General features: G+C 75.0%; 14 protein-coding genes. 10 read left to right on the plus strand and 4 right to left on the minus strand.

The features are described 5' to 3' along the window. Nucleotide 1: 1 nt before the first annotated feature. The 6 genes from DMH08_RS18040 to DMH08_RS18065 are packed head-to-tail and all read left to right on the plus strand — an operon-like array spanning nucleotide 2 to nucleotide 6,852. Nucleotides 2-1,114, plus strand: coding sequence for a polysaccharide biosynthesis protein (locus tag DMH08_RS18040; RefSeq protein WP_125616110.1), 1,113 nt, complete (start codon nucleotides 2-4; stop codon nucleotides 1,112-1,114). Further along, nucleotides 1,111-2,334, plus strand: coding sequence for a glycosyltransferase (locus DMH08_RS18045; RefSeq protein WP_026402343.1), 1,224 nt, complete (start codon nucleotides 1,111-1,113; stop codon nucleotides 2,332-2,334). Before DMH08_RS18040 ends, DMH08_RS18045 begins: the two co-directional genes overlap by 4 nt. Continuing rightward, nucleotides 2,331-3,701 (plus strand): O-antigen ligase family protein, encoded by a 1,371-nt coding sequence (locus DMH08_RS18050; protein ID WP_125616113.1) that lies wholly within the window; start codon nucleotides 2,331-2,333, stop codon nucleotides 3,699-3,701. Before DMH08_RS18045 ends, DMH08_RS18050 begins: the two co-directional genes overlap by 4 nt. After that, a complete protein-coding gene (locus DMH08_RS18055) occupies nucleotides 3,698-5,044 on the plus strand; it encodes a lipopolysaccharide biosynthesis protein (RefSeq protein WP_125616116.1) in 1,347 nt (448 codons plus the stop codon). Before DMH08_RS18050 ends, DMH08_RS18055 begins: the two co-directional genes overlap by 4 nt. 4 nt (nucleotides 5,045-5,048) lie before the next feature. Further along, complete coding sequence (locus tag DMH08_RS41050) at nucleotides 5,049-5,906, plus strand: sugar transferase (RefSeq protein WP_199747868.1); 858 nt, start codon at nucleotides 5,049-5,051, stop codon at nucleotides 5,904-5,906. 31 nt (nucleotides 5,907-5,937) lie between these two features. Then, nucleotides 5,938-6,852: a hypothetical protein gene (locus DMH08_RS18065; protein ID WP_125616119.1), complete on the plus strand. Its 915-nt coding sequence runs from the start codon at nucleotides 5,938-5,940 to the stop codon at nucleotides 6,850-6,852. Nucleotides 6,853-6,864: 12 nt separating this feature from the next. On the opposite strand, the gene DMH08_RS40185 is transcribed toward DMH08_RS18065, so the two are convergent. Both DMH08_RS40185 and DMH08_RS18070 read right to left on the minus strand, forming a co-directional pair. After that, nucleotides 6,865-7,038 carry a hypothetical protein gene (locus DMH08_RS40185; protein ID WP_157432984.1) on the minus strand — a complete coding sequence of 58 codons (174 nt, stop codon included), beginning with the start codon at nucleotides 7,036-7,038 and terminating at the stop codon, nucleotides 6,865-6,867. Nucleotides 7,039-7,181: 143 nt separating this feature from the next. Next, a complete protein-coding gene (locus tag DMH08_RS18070; RefSeq protein ID WP_125616122.1) occupies nucleotides 7,182-8,747 on the minus strand; it encodes a Rieske 2Fe-2S domain-containing protein in 1,566 nt (521 codons plus the stop codon). A 288-nt stretch (nucleotides 8,748-9,035) separates the two neighbouring features. Here DMH08_RS18070 and DMH08_RS18075 point away from each other — a divergent pair, with 288 nt between their 5' ends. From DMH08_RS18075 to DMH08_RS18085, 3 genes are all read left to right on the plus strand, one after another. Then, the gene (locus DMH08_RS18075) at nucleotides 9,036-9,767 is read left to right on the plus strand and encodes a sensor histidine kinase (RefSeq protein WP_125616125.1); all 732 of its coding nucleotides are present in this window, start codon (nucleotides 9,036-9,038) and stop codon (nucleotides 9,765-9,767) included. Then, entirely contained in the window at nucleotides 9,764-10,411 is a 648-nt protein-coding gene (locus DMH08_RS18080; RefSeq protein WP_125616128.1) for a response regulator transcription factor, read from the plus strand. Before DMH08_RS18075 ends, DMH08_RS18080 begins: the two co-directional genes overlap by 4 nt. 79 nt (nucleotides 10,412-10,490) lie before the next feature. Continuing rightward, entirely contained in the window at nucleotides 10,491-11,420 is a 930-nt protein-coding gene (locus DMH08_RS18085) for an alpha/beta fold hydrolase (protein WP_125616132.1), read from the plus strand. A gap of 89 nt (nucleotides 11,421-11,509) precedes the next feature. On the opposite strand, the gene DMH08_RS18090 is transcribed toward DMH08_RS18085, so the two are convergent. Further along, nucleotides 11,510-12,589 (minus strand): sensor histidine kinase, encoded by a 1,080-nt coding sequence (locus DMH08_RS18090; RefSeq protein WP_199747869.1) that lies wholly within the window; start codon nucleotides 12,587-12,589, stop codon nucleotides 11,510-11,512. A 14-nt stretch (nucleotides 12,590-12,603) separates the two neighbouring features. Next, a complete protein-coding gene (locus tag DMH08_RS18095; RefSeq protein ID WP_125616138.1) occupies nucleotides 12,604-13,260 on the minus strand; it encodes a response regulator transcription factor in 657 nt (218 codons plus the stop codon). Between the two features lie 153 nt (nucleotides 13,261-13,413). Between DMH08_RS18095 and DMH08_RS18100 the strand changes: the two genes are divergently transcribed. Then, nucleotides 13,414-14,892, plus strand: coding sequence for a hypothetical protein (locus DMH08_RS18100; protein WP_125616141.1), 1,479 nt, complete (start codon nucleotides 13,414-13,416; stop codon nucleotides 14,890-14,892). The last annotated feature ends 53 nt before the right edge of the window (nucleotides 14,893-14,945 follow it).

Genomic DNA, 14,945 nt, shown 5'->3' on the forward strand with positions numbered 1-14,945 from the left:
CGTGCGTCGCTACCTGCCGCGCCGCCGTCCGGTCCCCGCCGTCCCGGGACCGGCCAGCCCGATGGCGCTGCTGCTCGGCCGGGACGAGGTGGTGCTCGCGGGCCCGCGCGGGCGGCGGCTGGTGCGGGGCCGGCGGGTGCTGGTGACCGGGGCGTGCGGGCCGGTCGGGGCGGCGCTGTGCCGGCGGGTCGGGCGGTACGGTCCGGCGGCGCTGTGCCTGGTCGACACCGACGGCGGCGGGCTGGAGCGGCTCGGCCGCGAGTTCACCGGACTGCCGGACGGGACGGTGACGATCGCGCGCGCCGACGTGCGGGACGCGGCCCGCGTCGACCGGGTGGTGGCGATGGCGGGCCCGGAGCTGCTGTTCCACACGGCCGGGCGGCGGGACCTGGCGGCGGTCGAACGGGACCCGTGCGGGGGCGTCGCGGAGAACGTCCTCGGCACCCGGCACACGGTCGACAGCGCGGTGCGGCACGGGGTGGAGCGGCTGGTGCTGGTGTCGTCGGAGCTGGCCGCGGACCCGACGTCGGTGCTGGGCGCGACGCTGCGGCTGGCGGAGCTGCTGCCGCACGCGGCGACGGGCACCCGGACGTGCTTCGCGGCGGTCCGCGTCGGCAGCGTGCTGGACGGCGGGCCGCCGCTGCGCCGGCTGGCCCGCCGGATCTCGGCGGGCGAGGCGGTGACCGTCCCGCATCCGGCGGCGACGCGGAACTTCATGACGGTGGAGGAGGCGGCGGGGCTGCTGCTGGAGGCGGCGGCGCTGGCGGAGGAGGCGGAGACGTTCGCGCTGGACGTCGGCCGCCCCGTCCCGGTCGTGGACCTGGTGCACCGGTACGCCGAGCAGCTGCGGCTGCCGGAGGTGACGATCCGGTTCAGCGGCCTCGGCCCCGGCGAGAAGCTCGCGGAGAAGGCGTTCGCCGACTCCGAGCGCCGGATCCGCACCGTGCACCCGAAGATCTGGGCGACCCGGCCGGCGCCGCCTCCGGCCGGGCTCCCCGCGCTGCTGGACGCGCTGGAGGCGGCGGCGGGCGCGGGCGACGCGCGCCGCGTGCGGCTGCTGCTGCGGCGGCTGCTGCCGGAGTACCGACCCTCCTCGGCTGTGAGGTGCCCGTGAGCAAGGACCGGAAGCTGCGCGTGGCCACGGTGATCACCCGGTTCAACGGGGGCGCCGGGCAGGTCGCGCTGAACGGGATGCTGGCGCTGCCGGACGGCGCCTACGAGCGCGCGATCGTCACCGGCGGCGTCGGCATCGACAGCGAGGCGTCCGGCGGCGGGCGCGCGGCGGTGCGGTACGGGGACGACGCGGTCGCGCACGCGGCGGCGGGCGACCTGACCCCGCGCGCGCACACGGCGGGGATGGAGATCGTGCAGGTGGGGCCGCTGGTCCCGCAGATCTCCCCGCGCGACGACCTGGCGGCGCTGCGCACGCTGGAGGCGGTGCTGCGCGACGGCCGGTACGACGTCGTCCACACGCACAGCGCGAAGGGCGGCGTGATCGGGCGGGTCGCGGCGGCGCGGGCGGGCGTGCCGCGCATCGTGCACACCTGGCACGGATTCCCGTTCAACGAGTTCCAGTCGTGGGCGCGGCGCCGCGCGTATATAGGTCTGGAGCGGATCGCGGCGAAGCGGACGGACGCGTTCCTCGCGATCGGGTCCGAGACGGTGACGACGGCGCTGCGGCTGGGGCTCACGACGCCGGAGCGGGTGCGCCTGTCGTGGCCGGCGGTGGACGTCGCGGCGTACGCGGCGGCGCCGGGGTCGCGGGCGCAGGCCCGGCGGCGCCTCGACCTGCCGCTCGGGGTGAAGGTCGTCGGGTCGGTGGGGCGGCTGACGTTCCAGAAGGGCCCGGAGGTCTTCGCGAAGGCGATCGCGCGGCTGCCGGGCGACGTGTTCGGGCTGTGGGTCGGCGGCGGGCCGATGGCGGGCGAGCTGGCGCGGCTGACCGACCGGCTCGGGATCGGCGAGCGGATGCGCTGGCTCGGGCACCGCGACGACGTCGCGGCGGTGCTGCCCGCGTTCGACGTGATGGCGATGGCGTCCCGCTGGGAGGGGCTGCCGTGCGTGCTGGTCGAGGCGATCGGCGCGGGGATCCCGCTGGTCGCGACGGCCGTCCCGTCCAACCAGGACCTGGTGCTCGCCGGGGAGACCGGGATGCTCGTCCGGCCGGAGGACCCGGCGGGGCTGGCGGCCGCGGCCGCGGTGCTGCTGGACGATCCGGTCGCCGCCGCCCGGATGGCGGCGCGGGCCCGCGACCGGGTCGGCGACTGGTTCTCCCCCGCGCATCTCGGCACCGTGCTGGACGAGACGTACCGAGGGGGCTCGCGGCGCCCATGACGACGATCACCGACAGGCCGCCGGTCGCGGCGGCGCCGGACGGGCCGGACGGGCGCGGCGCGGGCCCCGGCGGCGGCGCGGGCCCGGCGCCGCTGCGGAACCGGTGGCGGCCGGAGGCGGTGCTGCTGTCCCTCGGGATCGCGTCGCTGCCGATGCTGATGCCGGCGGGACTGCCGCCGGGCCCCGGCAACACCGGGCTGCCCGACCTGATGCTCGTCGTCCTGACGGTCGCGACGCTGCTGTGGGCGGGCACCCGGAAGGTGCCGGTGCGGTGGCCGTTCCTGCTGCCGACCCTGCTGACGATCATCGCGGGCGGCGTCGCGGCGTACGTGAACCAGGCCGGGCTGCTGACCCTCGCCAAGGACCTGTTCGTCCTGTTCTGGGGCGTGTGCGTGGCGAACCTCAGCCGCGACCCGGGGCTGCTGCGGGTCGCCGTCCGCGCGTTCGTCGGCTTCGGGACGTGCTACGCGCTCGTGATGATCGGCGGGTTCGTCCTCGGCGTCGACGCGCTGTCGGGCAAGCAGCCGGACGGCATGCGCGCCATGTTCACGTTCGGCGACGCGAACTACGCGTCGAACTGGTTCATCTGCGTCTTCTTCATCGTCCGGGCCACGCGGACGCCGCGCGCGGCGTGGCGCCGGTACGCGGTGCTGGGCGTCCTGCTGGCCGCCGAGCTGCTCACCGGCTCCAACGGCGGCCTGCTGTCGCTGCTCGTCGCGCTCGTCCTCGGGCACCTGTTCCGGCTGTTCCGCGAGGGCCGCGCGTACCGGGCGGTCGCCACCGGCGCCCTCGCCGCGCTCGTCGGCGGCACCGGCGCCGCGGTCGTCACGACCGTCGACATCCAGCCCTACCTGCACCGGATCAGCGCCGTCCACCCGGTGCTGCGCGACTCGATCGGCCGGACGACCGACTCCAGCACCGCGACGCGCAGCACCGTGTTCGCCACCACCGCCGACATGATCGCCGAGCAGCCGCACCCGTGGGGCATCGGGCCCGGCGAGACCGAGAACGCGATGCGGGACCGGCAGGAGACGTACGTCCGCGAGGCGCACAACGACTACATCGCCTCGACGCTCGAACGCGGCTTCCTCGGCGGCGTCGCCCTGGTCGCCCTCGTGTTCGCGCTGCTGCTGACGTGCGCGCGGATCGCGCGGCACGGCGCGCTGACCGGGGAGTACGCCCGGATCGTCCCGCGCCCGGAACTGTTCGGCGCGCTCGTCGCCGTCTTCCTGATCTCCGGGATGTTCTACGAGACGCTGCACTACCGGCACGGCTGGGCGGTGTTCGGGCTGATCGCGGCCCTGCACCTGTTCGGGCGCCGGGAGTCGGCGGACCGTCCGCTCGCCGCGACCGGGGGCGGCCGATGACCGACACCCGCACGCCCGGACCGGCCGTCCCGCCCGACCCCGTCCCGCGGGACGCGGCCGGGGCGGACGCCGGACGGCTGCGGCGGCGGCTCGTCGCGCTCGTCGCGGGCAACATGGCGGGCCGGGTCGGGGCGCTCGCGTCGCTCGGCGTCGCGACCGTGATGGTCGCGCGGATCGGCGGCCCCGCGCTGGTCGGCGCGTTCACGCTCGTCCGGATCCTGCCGGGGCTGCTGTGCCAGCTGTCCTCGGCGGGCCTGCCGGGCGCCGCCCCGTACTTCCTGGCGCGCGACGCCGAGGACCGGCGCCGCGTCCGTCCGACGCTCGCCGCGCTGACGGTGCTCGGCGCGGTCGTCGCGGGCGCCGGCTGGCTGCTGCTCAGCCCGGCGATCCACCTGGTGTTCTTCCAGTCGTTCGGGTTCTGGATCACGCTCGCCGCCGCCGCGCCCGCGTTCACGCAGACGTTCGTGTCGGTCGGGAAGGGCCTGCTGCAGGGCACCGGCGACCAGGCCGGCGCGAGCCTCGCCATCGCCGTCGAGGAGTTCGTGTTCCTGCCGATCTACGGGGTCATCCTGATCGGCTGGTACGGGCCCGGCGCGCTGATCACCGGGCTGGTGCTCGCCGACGTCGCCGCCGCCGCGTGGATCGTCCGGCGGCTCGCCCGCGGCGGGTTCTTCGCGGGCTGGGGCCGCCCGGACGCGCGGCTCGGCCGCCGCATCGCCGGGTACGGGCTGCGCGGGTACGTCGGGCAGCTCATCGACCTGCTGCAGCTCCGGTTCGACATGGCGCTGCTCGGCGCGATCGCCGGGCCGAGCGTCCTCGGCGTCTACACGGTCGCGAGCAAGTTCGCCGAGCTGGTGCAGCTCCCGGGACTCGCCGTGAACTACGTCCTCTATCCCGACTTCGCCAAGGACGACCGGGCGACCGCCGCGCGGCGCACCGCCCGGCTCGTCCTGCCCGCGCTCGGCGTGTCCGCGCTGGCCGCGCTGCCGCTCGCGCTGGTCGCAGGAACGGCGCTGCCGTGGGTGTTCGGCGACGTGTTCGACGACGCGGTGGTCCCCACCTACATCCGCCTCGCGGGCGTCGTCACGTTCGGCGTGACCGGCCTGGTCATGGCCTACCTGTACGGGGTCGGACGGCCCGGCGCCGCGTCCACCGGGCAGGCCATCGGCCTCGCCGTCGTGGTGGTGCTCGGGGTGCTGCTGATCCCGTCGCACGGAGCCACGGGCGCCGCTATCGCCACGTCCGTGTCCTTCGTCGCGACCACCGCCGCGCTGCTGCTCTGGTTCCGGCGCGTCCGGGACCGGGACGTCCGGGCCCGGCGGGCCGCCGGAGAGAAGGGGTGACTCCATGTCCGAGGACCGCACCGACCTGCCGAGCAGTCCCGTCGACCCGTCCGACGGCGTCCCGCCGTCCCGGTCCCGCCGGGTGCTGGACGTCGCGGGGGCGCTCGCCGGGCTGCTGCTCCTCAGCGTCCCGCTGCTGCTGATCTACCTGCTCGTCCGGCTGTCGAGCCGGGGGCCGGGGGTGTTCCGGCAGACCCGCGTGGGCCAGGGCGGGCGGCCGTTCACGATGTACAAGTTCCGGACGATGCGGCAGGGCGTCGGCGGGCTCACCGTGACCGCGACCTGCGACCCGCGGCTGACCCGGGTCGGGAAGCTGCTGCGGCAGTGGTCGCTGGACGAGCTGCCGCAGCTCGTGAACGTCCTGCGCGGGCAGATGACGCTGGTCGGGCCGCGCCCGGAGACCTACGACCTCGCCGTGCACTACGACCCGCACTGCCGGTGGATCTTCGACCACCGGCCGGGCCTGACGGGCCTGTCGGAGGTGCGGTTCCGCGACTTCGACGTGCTCCCGCCCGGCGAGGAGGTCGACCTCGGCAACTACATCCGGAAGATCGTGCCCGCGCGGGTCGCGATCGACGCCGTCTACCTGCGGGACCCGTCGATGCGGGCGACGTTCCGGGCGCTGTGGGACACCGTCCGGCACATCCTCGGCTTCACGCTGCCGCCGCTGCGGGTCGGCGCGGACGGCGCCGTCGGCGAGGCCCCGGAGGGCGGGCGCCCGCGCGCCGTCCCGCCGCCGGACGACCCGGCGCCGGACGACCGGGCGCCGGAGCCGCTCGCGGAGCCCGGGCCGCTCGCGACGCCGTTCGCCGACCCGGCGCGGCCGACCGGGGCCGCGGAGAAGCCGGGCCCGGCCGCCTGAACCGCCGCTCGACGCTCTCGGGGGAGAGGGAATGGACCTGCGGTACAAGATCGGGGCGGCCGTGGCCGCGGCCGCGCTCGGGACGGCCGGCCTGCTGCTGGCGGTGCGGGCGGCGGACCGCTACGACCCGTACACGGGGCCGCCCGCGGCGCCCGGCACGTCCCCCGCCGACCCCGACCCGACCCGCCGCATCGCGCTCAACACCGAACCGGCCGACTACCCGCGGCTGCGGGAGCTCGGCTACGACCTGGTGGACATCCGGCCGGACCCGTCGCTCGTCGCCGGGATCCCGCACGGCATGCAGGCGCTGATGTGGGTCGGCAACTTCCACTGCGACGACTTCACCCTCGACTTCGACGCGTTCACGCGGGCCGTCCGGACGTACGGGCGGGACCCGCGCGTCTACGGCTGGTACCTGTCGGACGAGCCGAACACCGGCGAGTGCCCGCGGGTCGCCGCGGAGATCGAGCGGCGCGCCGACTTCCTGGAGGAGCACGCGCCCGGGCAGGTCTCGTTCATCTCGCTCACCGACTGGCCGATGGGGCCGGTGACGCCGGGGAAGGTGAACGTCGACATCGTCGGCCTCGACCCGTACCCGTGCCGGGGGGCCGTCGAGCCGAAGCGGACGTGCGACATCGGGGCGATCGACCGGATGGTCCGGATGGCGGACCGCGCGGGCATCCCGCGCGACCGCGTCGCGCCCGTCCTGCAGGCGTTCGGGCAGGAGTGCTCGTCCGGCGACAAGCAGTACTGGCTGCCCACCGAGGACCAGTTCCGCGCCCTGCTGCGCCGCTGGGACCGGCTCGTCCCCGCGCCCGCGCTGGAGATCACCTACACGTGGGGCCCGCAGGAGGAGTGGGCGTGCCCGACCCTCGCGGACGCGTCCGGCGGCGGGCATCCCGACCTGCAGAGCATCGTCCGGGCCCGCAACACCGGGCGCCCGTAGCCCGGACGTCCGCTAGGGGGCGGCGTCCGGGGCGCCGTTGGTGTCGGTCACCGCGCCCTCCGGCGCGTTGCTCGGCAGCGGGACCTCGACCGAGCCGATGGTCACGGCCGCCCACTCCATGAGGCCGACGACGAACACGAGACCGACGATGAGCAGGCCGAGCCTGGTGCGGTTAAGGCCGCGCACCCTATCAACCCCCAAACGATCACCGAAAGCACCACAATAGTGGCAAAGCCGAGCCCGGACGCTCACGCGGGCGAGCATCCGGGCCCGGCCCTCGACGCGGGCCCCGGGACGGAAGGGGGTCCGGGGCGCGCGAGCCCGGGACGTCAGCCGATGCGGCGGCTGGTCAGGTTCGCGGCGCGGGCGTTGACGCACACGCCGGTCGCCAGGTCGAACGCGAAGTTGTGCGCGAGGCAGTGGACCCGCCCGTCCCGGACGATCGCGCCGACCGCCAGGTCCTCGCCCGCGTGCGGGCAGTACCGGGGGATGTCGTAGCGGCCGCCGTCCCACTCCACGGTGATCCGCTCGCTCCAGTCGCGCCCCGTCTCGTACGCCTCGACGGCCTGGAGTGCGGGCGCGTTCGCGTGCTTGAGCAGCCCCACGAGGTGGTCGTTGTAGACGTCCGGGTCCCGGTAGAGGCTGAGCCGGAACGAGATCAGCAGGTCCTCCCACGCCATCCGGCCGGCCAGGACCGACTCGACCCAGCGGCCCGCCGTCGTGATCCGGTAGTGCGGGCGGACGTCCGCGGCGGCCTCGGCGACCGACACCCCGTCCGGGGACAGGTCCACGTCCCACGTCCCGCCGTTCGGGCCGGTGACCTCGAACCGCACCACCATCGCGATCTGCCGCAGGAAGTAGTCGCTGAGCCCGCCCAGGTACTTGAAGTGGGCGGCGAACCGGTCGAACAGGCCCGGCTCCGGCTCGGGGTTCGCGGCGAACACCCGCGCGATGTGCGGCGCGCGGTCGGCCGCGTACCGCTCCAGGTACTCGGCGCGGGCGCCGTCGGCGAACGAGAACCCCGCCGACACCGGGTCCCGGACGATCCCGCCGGTGTCGAGGTCGAGGGAGTCGCCCGGCTTGAAGCAGTCGAACCGCTGGCCCGGCAGGTGCTCGCGCAGCCACACCGCCGCGGCCTCCGGGTCGCAGAACGCGCCGTCCTTCTGCTCCAGCACCCAGTTCAGCGGCGCGACCTCGGCGTCCAGGAAGCAGGGCGGGCCGGCGAACGGGACGGCCAGCTCCGGCGCGGCCTGCCGGACGAGCCGCTGCACCGACCGCAGCTTCGACACCCGCTTGCTCATCGAGATCTCCGCCATCTCGGCGGCCGGGTACTCGTAGCAGATCGGATGCCAGGACGCCCCGGACGCCTGCAGGGCCATGACGTCCAGCCGTCCCCCCGCCATGTGCTTCGCCCGGCGCGCCTGCGCCGCGGTGAGCCGCGCGTCGTTGCCGTGCAGCACCGACCGTCCGTCCGCGACGAACAGGAAAGCGGCGTCATGGCACATCGGCGATAGTTCCGGAATGACGGTCATCCAGGACCCATGGGAGTCGAGTGGAAATGTCTCCCACGGTTCTATCTCTATTACCGTTCGGTCACCCGCGACGGCCGCCATCCGTTCACGGAACGCGGGACCGGGGTAGCGCGGAATGAGGATTCGGGTCCGCGCCGGCAGCCGGCGGATGACCCACGGGTCGAAATGATCTAGATGCTCGTGCGAGACCGCGACCCAGTCGGCGTCCAGGAACCGGTCGGCGTCCAGGTGATCGTTTCTCGGATACTGGTGCCAGGCCCCGAGAAACGCCCCCGTCGGTGCGAGCCAGGGGTCCGCGAGCAGGCGGAACGCCCGGGCGTCCAGCGACACGCCCGCATGTCCGAGAAAAGTGACCGTCGGCATACCGCGACTGTCCCCCCGCCGCCGCCCGCCCGCACCCGGCGTAATGCGCAATACGGCTACGCCGTAGGCATGACGGAAATGTCATACGGGTAACCGACAATCTTGCCCGAGACGCCGATCCAATCAGCCGCGTTTACCGACAGATGTGCATGACCACTACCGGTCAGCCAGGGGACGGTTGCGGCCAAATAACTGGACACCGCGCGTACACCGGGTGACCGTCGATACGGTGCTGGTGATAACGGACGGGGGTCCTTCATGAGCGACGGGCGGTCTCGGGGAATTCCGATGGACGCGCCCGCGGGCGTCGCCACGCTCACCGGCGCGCAGGTGCGGGACTTCGCCGCCCGCTCCGCGCGCCCGTGCGCGGCGTCGTCCGCCGAGGGCGACGCGCTGCGGCGGCGGCGCCTGCGGCACGACATCCGGCACGAACTGGGGACGATCATCATGCTGGCCTCGGCCGTCGCCGTGGCCGACGACATCGGCGACGCCAGCCGGGCCCGCGTCGAGCAGCTGCTCGGCGAGACCCGCTGGCTCGACCACCTCCTGCGCCGGCTCGACGGGGACGACGACGACCGCCTCCCCGGCCCCGAGCGCATCCGCGTCGACGAGCTCACCGCCGAGGTCGTCACCGGCATCAAGCTCGCCACCTCCCACGAGGTCTGCTACCACGGCGGCGAGGCGTGGGCCCACATGGACCCCGTCGCCCTGTGGCGCGCCGTCCGCAACGTCCTCGACAACGCGTGCCGCGTCGCCCGGAGCCGCGTCGACGTGCACGTCTCGGCCGACCAGCACTGGGTGACCGTCCAGATCGACGACGACGGCCCCGGCTTCGGCACCGGCGGCTCCCGCGGCACCGCGTCCCGCGGCCTCGCGTCCCTCGGCCTCGGCATCGTCCACGACCTCATCTCCGGATACGGCGGCAGCCTCGAGATCCGCACCTGCGAGATGGGCGGCGCCCGCGTCCGCATGCTGCTGCCCGCCGCCCCCGACCCGGACGACTGGCGGCCCCACCCATGAGAGTGCTGATCTGCGACGACCACGCCGTCTTCGCCGACTCGCTGTCGCTCGTCCTCGCCGACGCCGGGCACACCGTCGTCGGCGTGGCGTACTCCCCCGCCGACGCGCTGCCGCTGCTGCGCGCCGGCGGGGCCGACGTCTGCCTCATCGACCTGCGGTTCCCGTCCGGCACCGCGCTCGACTGGATGCCGCGCCTGCGCACCGCCGCGCCGCACACCCGCTTCGTCGTCCTGACCGGCTTCCTCGAACGCCCGGTCCTGGACGCGGGCATCGCCGCGGGCGTCCGCGGCTTCGCGCACAAGGGGCAGCAGGCCGGCGACGTCCTCGACGTCCTGCGCCGCGTCGCCGCCGGCGAGACCGTCGTCGACCAGGGCCTCGGCCGCCCGAACGCGCGCCGCCGCGGCGACGCCGAACGCGTCGCCCGGTTCCTCACCCCCCGCGAGCGGGAGGTCCTCACCCGCCTCGCCCGCGGCGAGTCCACCCAGGCCCTCGCGAAGGCCATGGGCGTCACCCGCAGCACCGCCCGCAGCCACGTCCAGAGCGTCCTCAGCAAGCTCGGCGTCCACTCGCAGCGCGAAGCCGTCATCGAAGCCGCCCGCCACGGCCTCGTCAGCGTCGAGACCGGCGAGTGGATCGCGGGCTGACCCCCGCCCCCGTCGGCACCTCGGCGACGCGATGTCCGTTGATCCAGGCACTTGCAGGCCACTGGACGAGGACCGCGCCATGACCGAACGCCCGACCCGACTCATCGACCTGGACGCCGGAAGGGTGGAGTACCGGCTGGAGGAACGCGGGCCCCGCACCGTACTGATGCTGCACGGCGGGCACATGCGCGCCGGGATCGCGCTGGGCGAGGCCGCGTTCACCGGCGCCGGGCACACGGTCCTCGCCGTCTCCCGCCCCGGCTACGGCCGTACTCCGCTGGCCACCGGGACGACGCCCGACCGGTTCGCCGGCGTCCTCGCCGACCTGTGCGCGCGGCTCGGCATCGGCTCCCTGGCGGCCGTGGTGGGCCAGTCGGCGGGCGGGCCCTTCGCCCTCGCGCTGGCCGACCGCCATCCCGACCTGGTCGAGCGCCTCGTCCTGGAGAGCGCCGTCGGCCTGCTGCCGTGGCCCGACCGCCGCTCCCGCCTGGCCGCCGGAGCGGTCTTCCACCCCCGGACCGAGGCCGTCACCTGGTCCCTGGTGCACGCGCTCGCCCGGCGCGCCCCCGGCCTCGTCCTCCGCGGGCTGCTTTCCGACCTGACGACCCGCCGCGCCGCCGATGTGCTCGGCGAACTGGACGGCCCCGGCCGGGCCGCTCTGGCGGGGCTGTTCGGCCGGATGCGCTCGGGCTCGGGGTTCGCCAACGACGTGCAGGTCATGTCCGCCCCGGACGGCGTCGGCCGCAGGGCCTCCCAGGCGGCCCGGCTCCGCTGCCCGGCCCTGGTGATCGCCTCGCGCGACGACGGGTCGGTGCCCTACGCGCACGCCCGGTCCCTGGCCGGCGCCATCCCGGACGCCCGGCTCGTCCCCTGCACGGCGCCGAGCCATCTCATCTGGTTCGGTGACGCCTACCGCGACGCGGCCGCCGCCGTCATCGAGTTCCTCGCCGTCCCCCGCACCGGCTCCGCCGCGGATCCGGCCCCGCCGGCGGAGCCCACGCCGTCCTGACCCGTTCGGGGACGGAGGCGGGGTGTCTCCCGGGGCCTCACCCGCAGCCACGGCCTCGCCGGCGTCGGGACCGGCGAATGGATCGCGGGTCAGTCCCCGTGGGCGGGTAGTTCCACGGTCACCGTCAGGCCGCCTTCCGCGCGGGGGGAGGCGGCCACCCGGCCGCCGTGGGCTTCGGCGATGGCGCGCACGATCGACAGGCCGAGCCCGCTGCCGCGGTCGGAGCCGAGGCGGTCGCCGTGCAGGCGGCGGAACGGGTCGAAGATGCTCTGGACCTCGTAGGCGGGCACCGGCAGGCCCGTGTTGGCGACCAGCAGCTCGATGCGGTCGTCGCGCCTGCGGGTGGTCACCCAGAGTTCGCCGCCGGCCCGGTTGTGGCGCAGGCCGTTGTCGACGAGGTTCTGCACCAGGCGTTCGAGCAGGATCGCGTTCCCCGCCGTCGGCGCGCCGTCGAGGAGGCGATGGACGGTGACGTCCTTCGTCCCGGCCTCCTCCTGCGAGCGGTCGAGGGCGTGCTCGGCCACGTCCCTGAGGTCCAGGGGGCTCCGGTCGAGGACGGTGCGCTCGCCCTCCGCGAGGGTGAGGAGGCCGTCGATCAGCCGTTCGTGCCGGGCGTTGACGAGCAGGAGGGACTCGCCGAGGCGGCGCAGGTCCTCGGAGGCGGCCGGGTTGCGGACCGCGACGTCGACCAGCGTCTGGTTGATGGAGAGCGGGGTGCGCAGCTCGTGGGAGGCGTTGGCGACGAACCGCCGCTGCCCGTCGAAGGAGCGGGCGAGCCGCGCGAGCATGCCGTCGAAGATGCCCGCCAGTTCGGTGGCGTCCTCGCGGGGGCCGTCCAGGCCGATGCGCTCGGTCAGGTCATGGCTCTGCGCGACCCGCCGCGCGGATTCGGTGACCCGCCGCAGCGGGCGCAGCGCCCACCCCGCGAGCAGCCAGCCGAGCCCGGCCGCCACCAGGCTCACGACGGTGACACCCGCGGCACCGAAGACGAGCAGCCTCGACAGCGCCGCCCGCCGGATGCGGTCGTACGCGGGGAGGTTCCAGTAGACGTCCTCTTCCGCGGAGTGGAGCATCTCCGGGAGGTACCGCCTGGCCGCCACGTGCAGGACGGCCAGGAACGCCCCGCAGGCGACCGCGGTCACGAGAGCGCAGACCAGTGCGAAGCGCACGCGGATGGTCGGTTTCATGCGACGCGGTACCCGTGCCCCGGGACGGTGACGATGACCTGGGGTTCGCCGAGTTTGCGGCGCAGCTTCATCATCGTGACGCGCACGGTGTTGGTGAACGGGTCCGCGTGCTCGTCCCACACGCTCTCCAGCAGGTCCTCGGCCGACAGCACACCGCCGTCCGCCCGCATCAGCTCGGCGAGCAGGCCGAACTCCTTGCGGGCCAGCGGGATGTACCGGCCGTCGCGGTAGACCTCGCGGCGCGCCCGGTCGAGGAGCACGCCCGCCCGCCTGAGCAGCGGCGGATCGGCCGGACGGGCGCGGCGTCCGAGGGCGTGCACGCGGGCCAGCAGCTCCTCGAACGCGAACGGCTTGGTCAGGTAGTCGTCCGCGCCCATGGACAGCCCCGCCACCCGGTCCGGCACCGTGCCCGCCGCGGTGAGCATCAGGACCCGCACCGGGTCGGCCGACCGGACGACCCGCCGGCAGATGTCGTCGCCGTGGACGACCGGCAGGTCGCGGTCGAGGACGAGCACGTCGTACCGGTTGCAGCCGAGCCGCTCGAGCGCGCCGTCGCCGTCATACGCGACGTCGACGGCGAACGCCTCCGTGCGCAGGGCGTCCGCGATCGAGTCGGCGAGGAGGTGCTCGTCCTCGGCGATGAGAATCCGCATGCCGTCCCCTTCCAGGCTCGCGGCCGGTCCGGAGTATGCCCCGCTTCGGATAACGCCGACGTAACCGAAACCGGTTACGGCGAGTTTAACGATCTTGAGTTGTACTCCCTGGCGTTCCGCCGGGGACCGCCCCGGCGCCGAGGGGCGGGAGATATGGCGATCACCTTCGAGAGGCCGGCGGCCCGGCCGTCGTGGCGGCGCGACGCGCCGTTCGCGGTGTTGCTGGCCGCCGGCACCGGGTTGCGGGCGTTGACGATGGCGGGCTACCGCCCCGCGCTGTGGTTCAACGACTCCTACGACTACGTCCGGATCGGGTTGGACCCGTTCCCGCATCCGCTCCGCCCGGAGGGGTACGGCCTGCTGCTGCACCTGCTCGGTCCGCTGCACAGTTTCGCGGCGGTCACCGCCGTGCAGCACCTGATGATCCTCTGCCTGGCGATCGCGGCCTACCGGCTGATGGTGTACCGGTCGGGCGTGGACGGACGGTGGGCGGCCGTCGCGACCGCACCGCTTCTCCTGGACCCGTACCAGATCCAGCTGGAGCACATGGTGATGTCGGACACCCTCTTCACGGTGCTGGTGTTCGGCGCCGTGTGCGCGCTGGTGCGCGCGTCGCCGCGGTGGGCCGCCGTGGCGGGCGTCCTGCTCGGGGCGGCCGCCGTCACGCGGACGGTCGGCGTCCCGCTGGTGATCGTCGCGGGGCTCTACCTGGCGGCCCGCCACGGGCCGCGGCGCGCCGCGGCGGCGCTGGCCGCGCTGCTCGCGGCCTTCGCGCTTCCGGTGGGGTCGTCCGTGCTGTGGCACCACTCGGCCACGGGACGGTTCGAACTCGCCGGGGCCGGCGGCGTCTACCTCTGGGGACGCACCGCCGCCTTCGCCGACTGCGCCGCGCACCCGCCGCCTCCGCGACTCGCCCCCATGTGCCCCCGCGAACCTCCGGGGCGGCGGGCGGCGTCGTCCACGCAGATCTGGCAGGAGGGCTCGCCGACCGGCTGGCGGCACGGCCGGCCGTTCCCGGAGCGGACCGACGCGACCGCGAGGCGGTTCGCGCTGTGGGCCATCGCGAACCAGCCGGGCGACTACGCGGAGACGGTCCTCTACGACGTGTTCGTCCGCGGCTTCTCATGGTCGAGGTCCGGCTACCCGCACCCCTGGACGGAGTCCTTCTACCATTTCCCGAGCGCGTCGCGGCCCGACGCCGGCTTCCCGCTCATCGGCGGCGGAACCGCGTCCGGCGCCGCCCGGCGCTACGAGCACGGCCCCGCGGGGACGCGGGTCGTCGAACCGTACGCCGCGCCGCTGCGCTGGTACCAGCGCCACGTCCGCATGCCCGGTACGGTTCTCGGGCTCGTCACCGCCGCCGGCGCGGCGGGTCTGCTGCGGCGCCGCAGGACGTCCCTCGAAGCGGGGCTCCTGTGGACGACCGGAGTCGCGCTCCTGGCGGTCCCGCCCGCCATCACGGACTTCGACTACCGCTACCTGCTCCCGGCCGCTCCCCTGCTCTGCACGGCCGCCGCCATGGCCTGGCGGACGGGGGACGCGGGCACGCCCGGCCGGCCGGGGCGGGCGGACGGGGAGCGCGATCGGCCTCGCCCGCGCACGGGCCGACGCGCGGTACGTCCCGGGGCGTAGGCGGGGTGTCCCCCGGGGGGCGACGTGGCGGCGGGGCCGCTGACCTACTGTTC

The sequence above is a fragment of the Actinomadura sp. WAC 06369 genome (assembly GCF_003947565.1).
GTDB classification, from domain to species: domain Bacteria; phylum Actinomycetota; class Actinomycetes; order Streptosporangiales; family Streptosporangiaceae; genus Spirillospora; species Spirillospora rifamycini.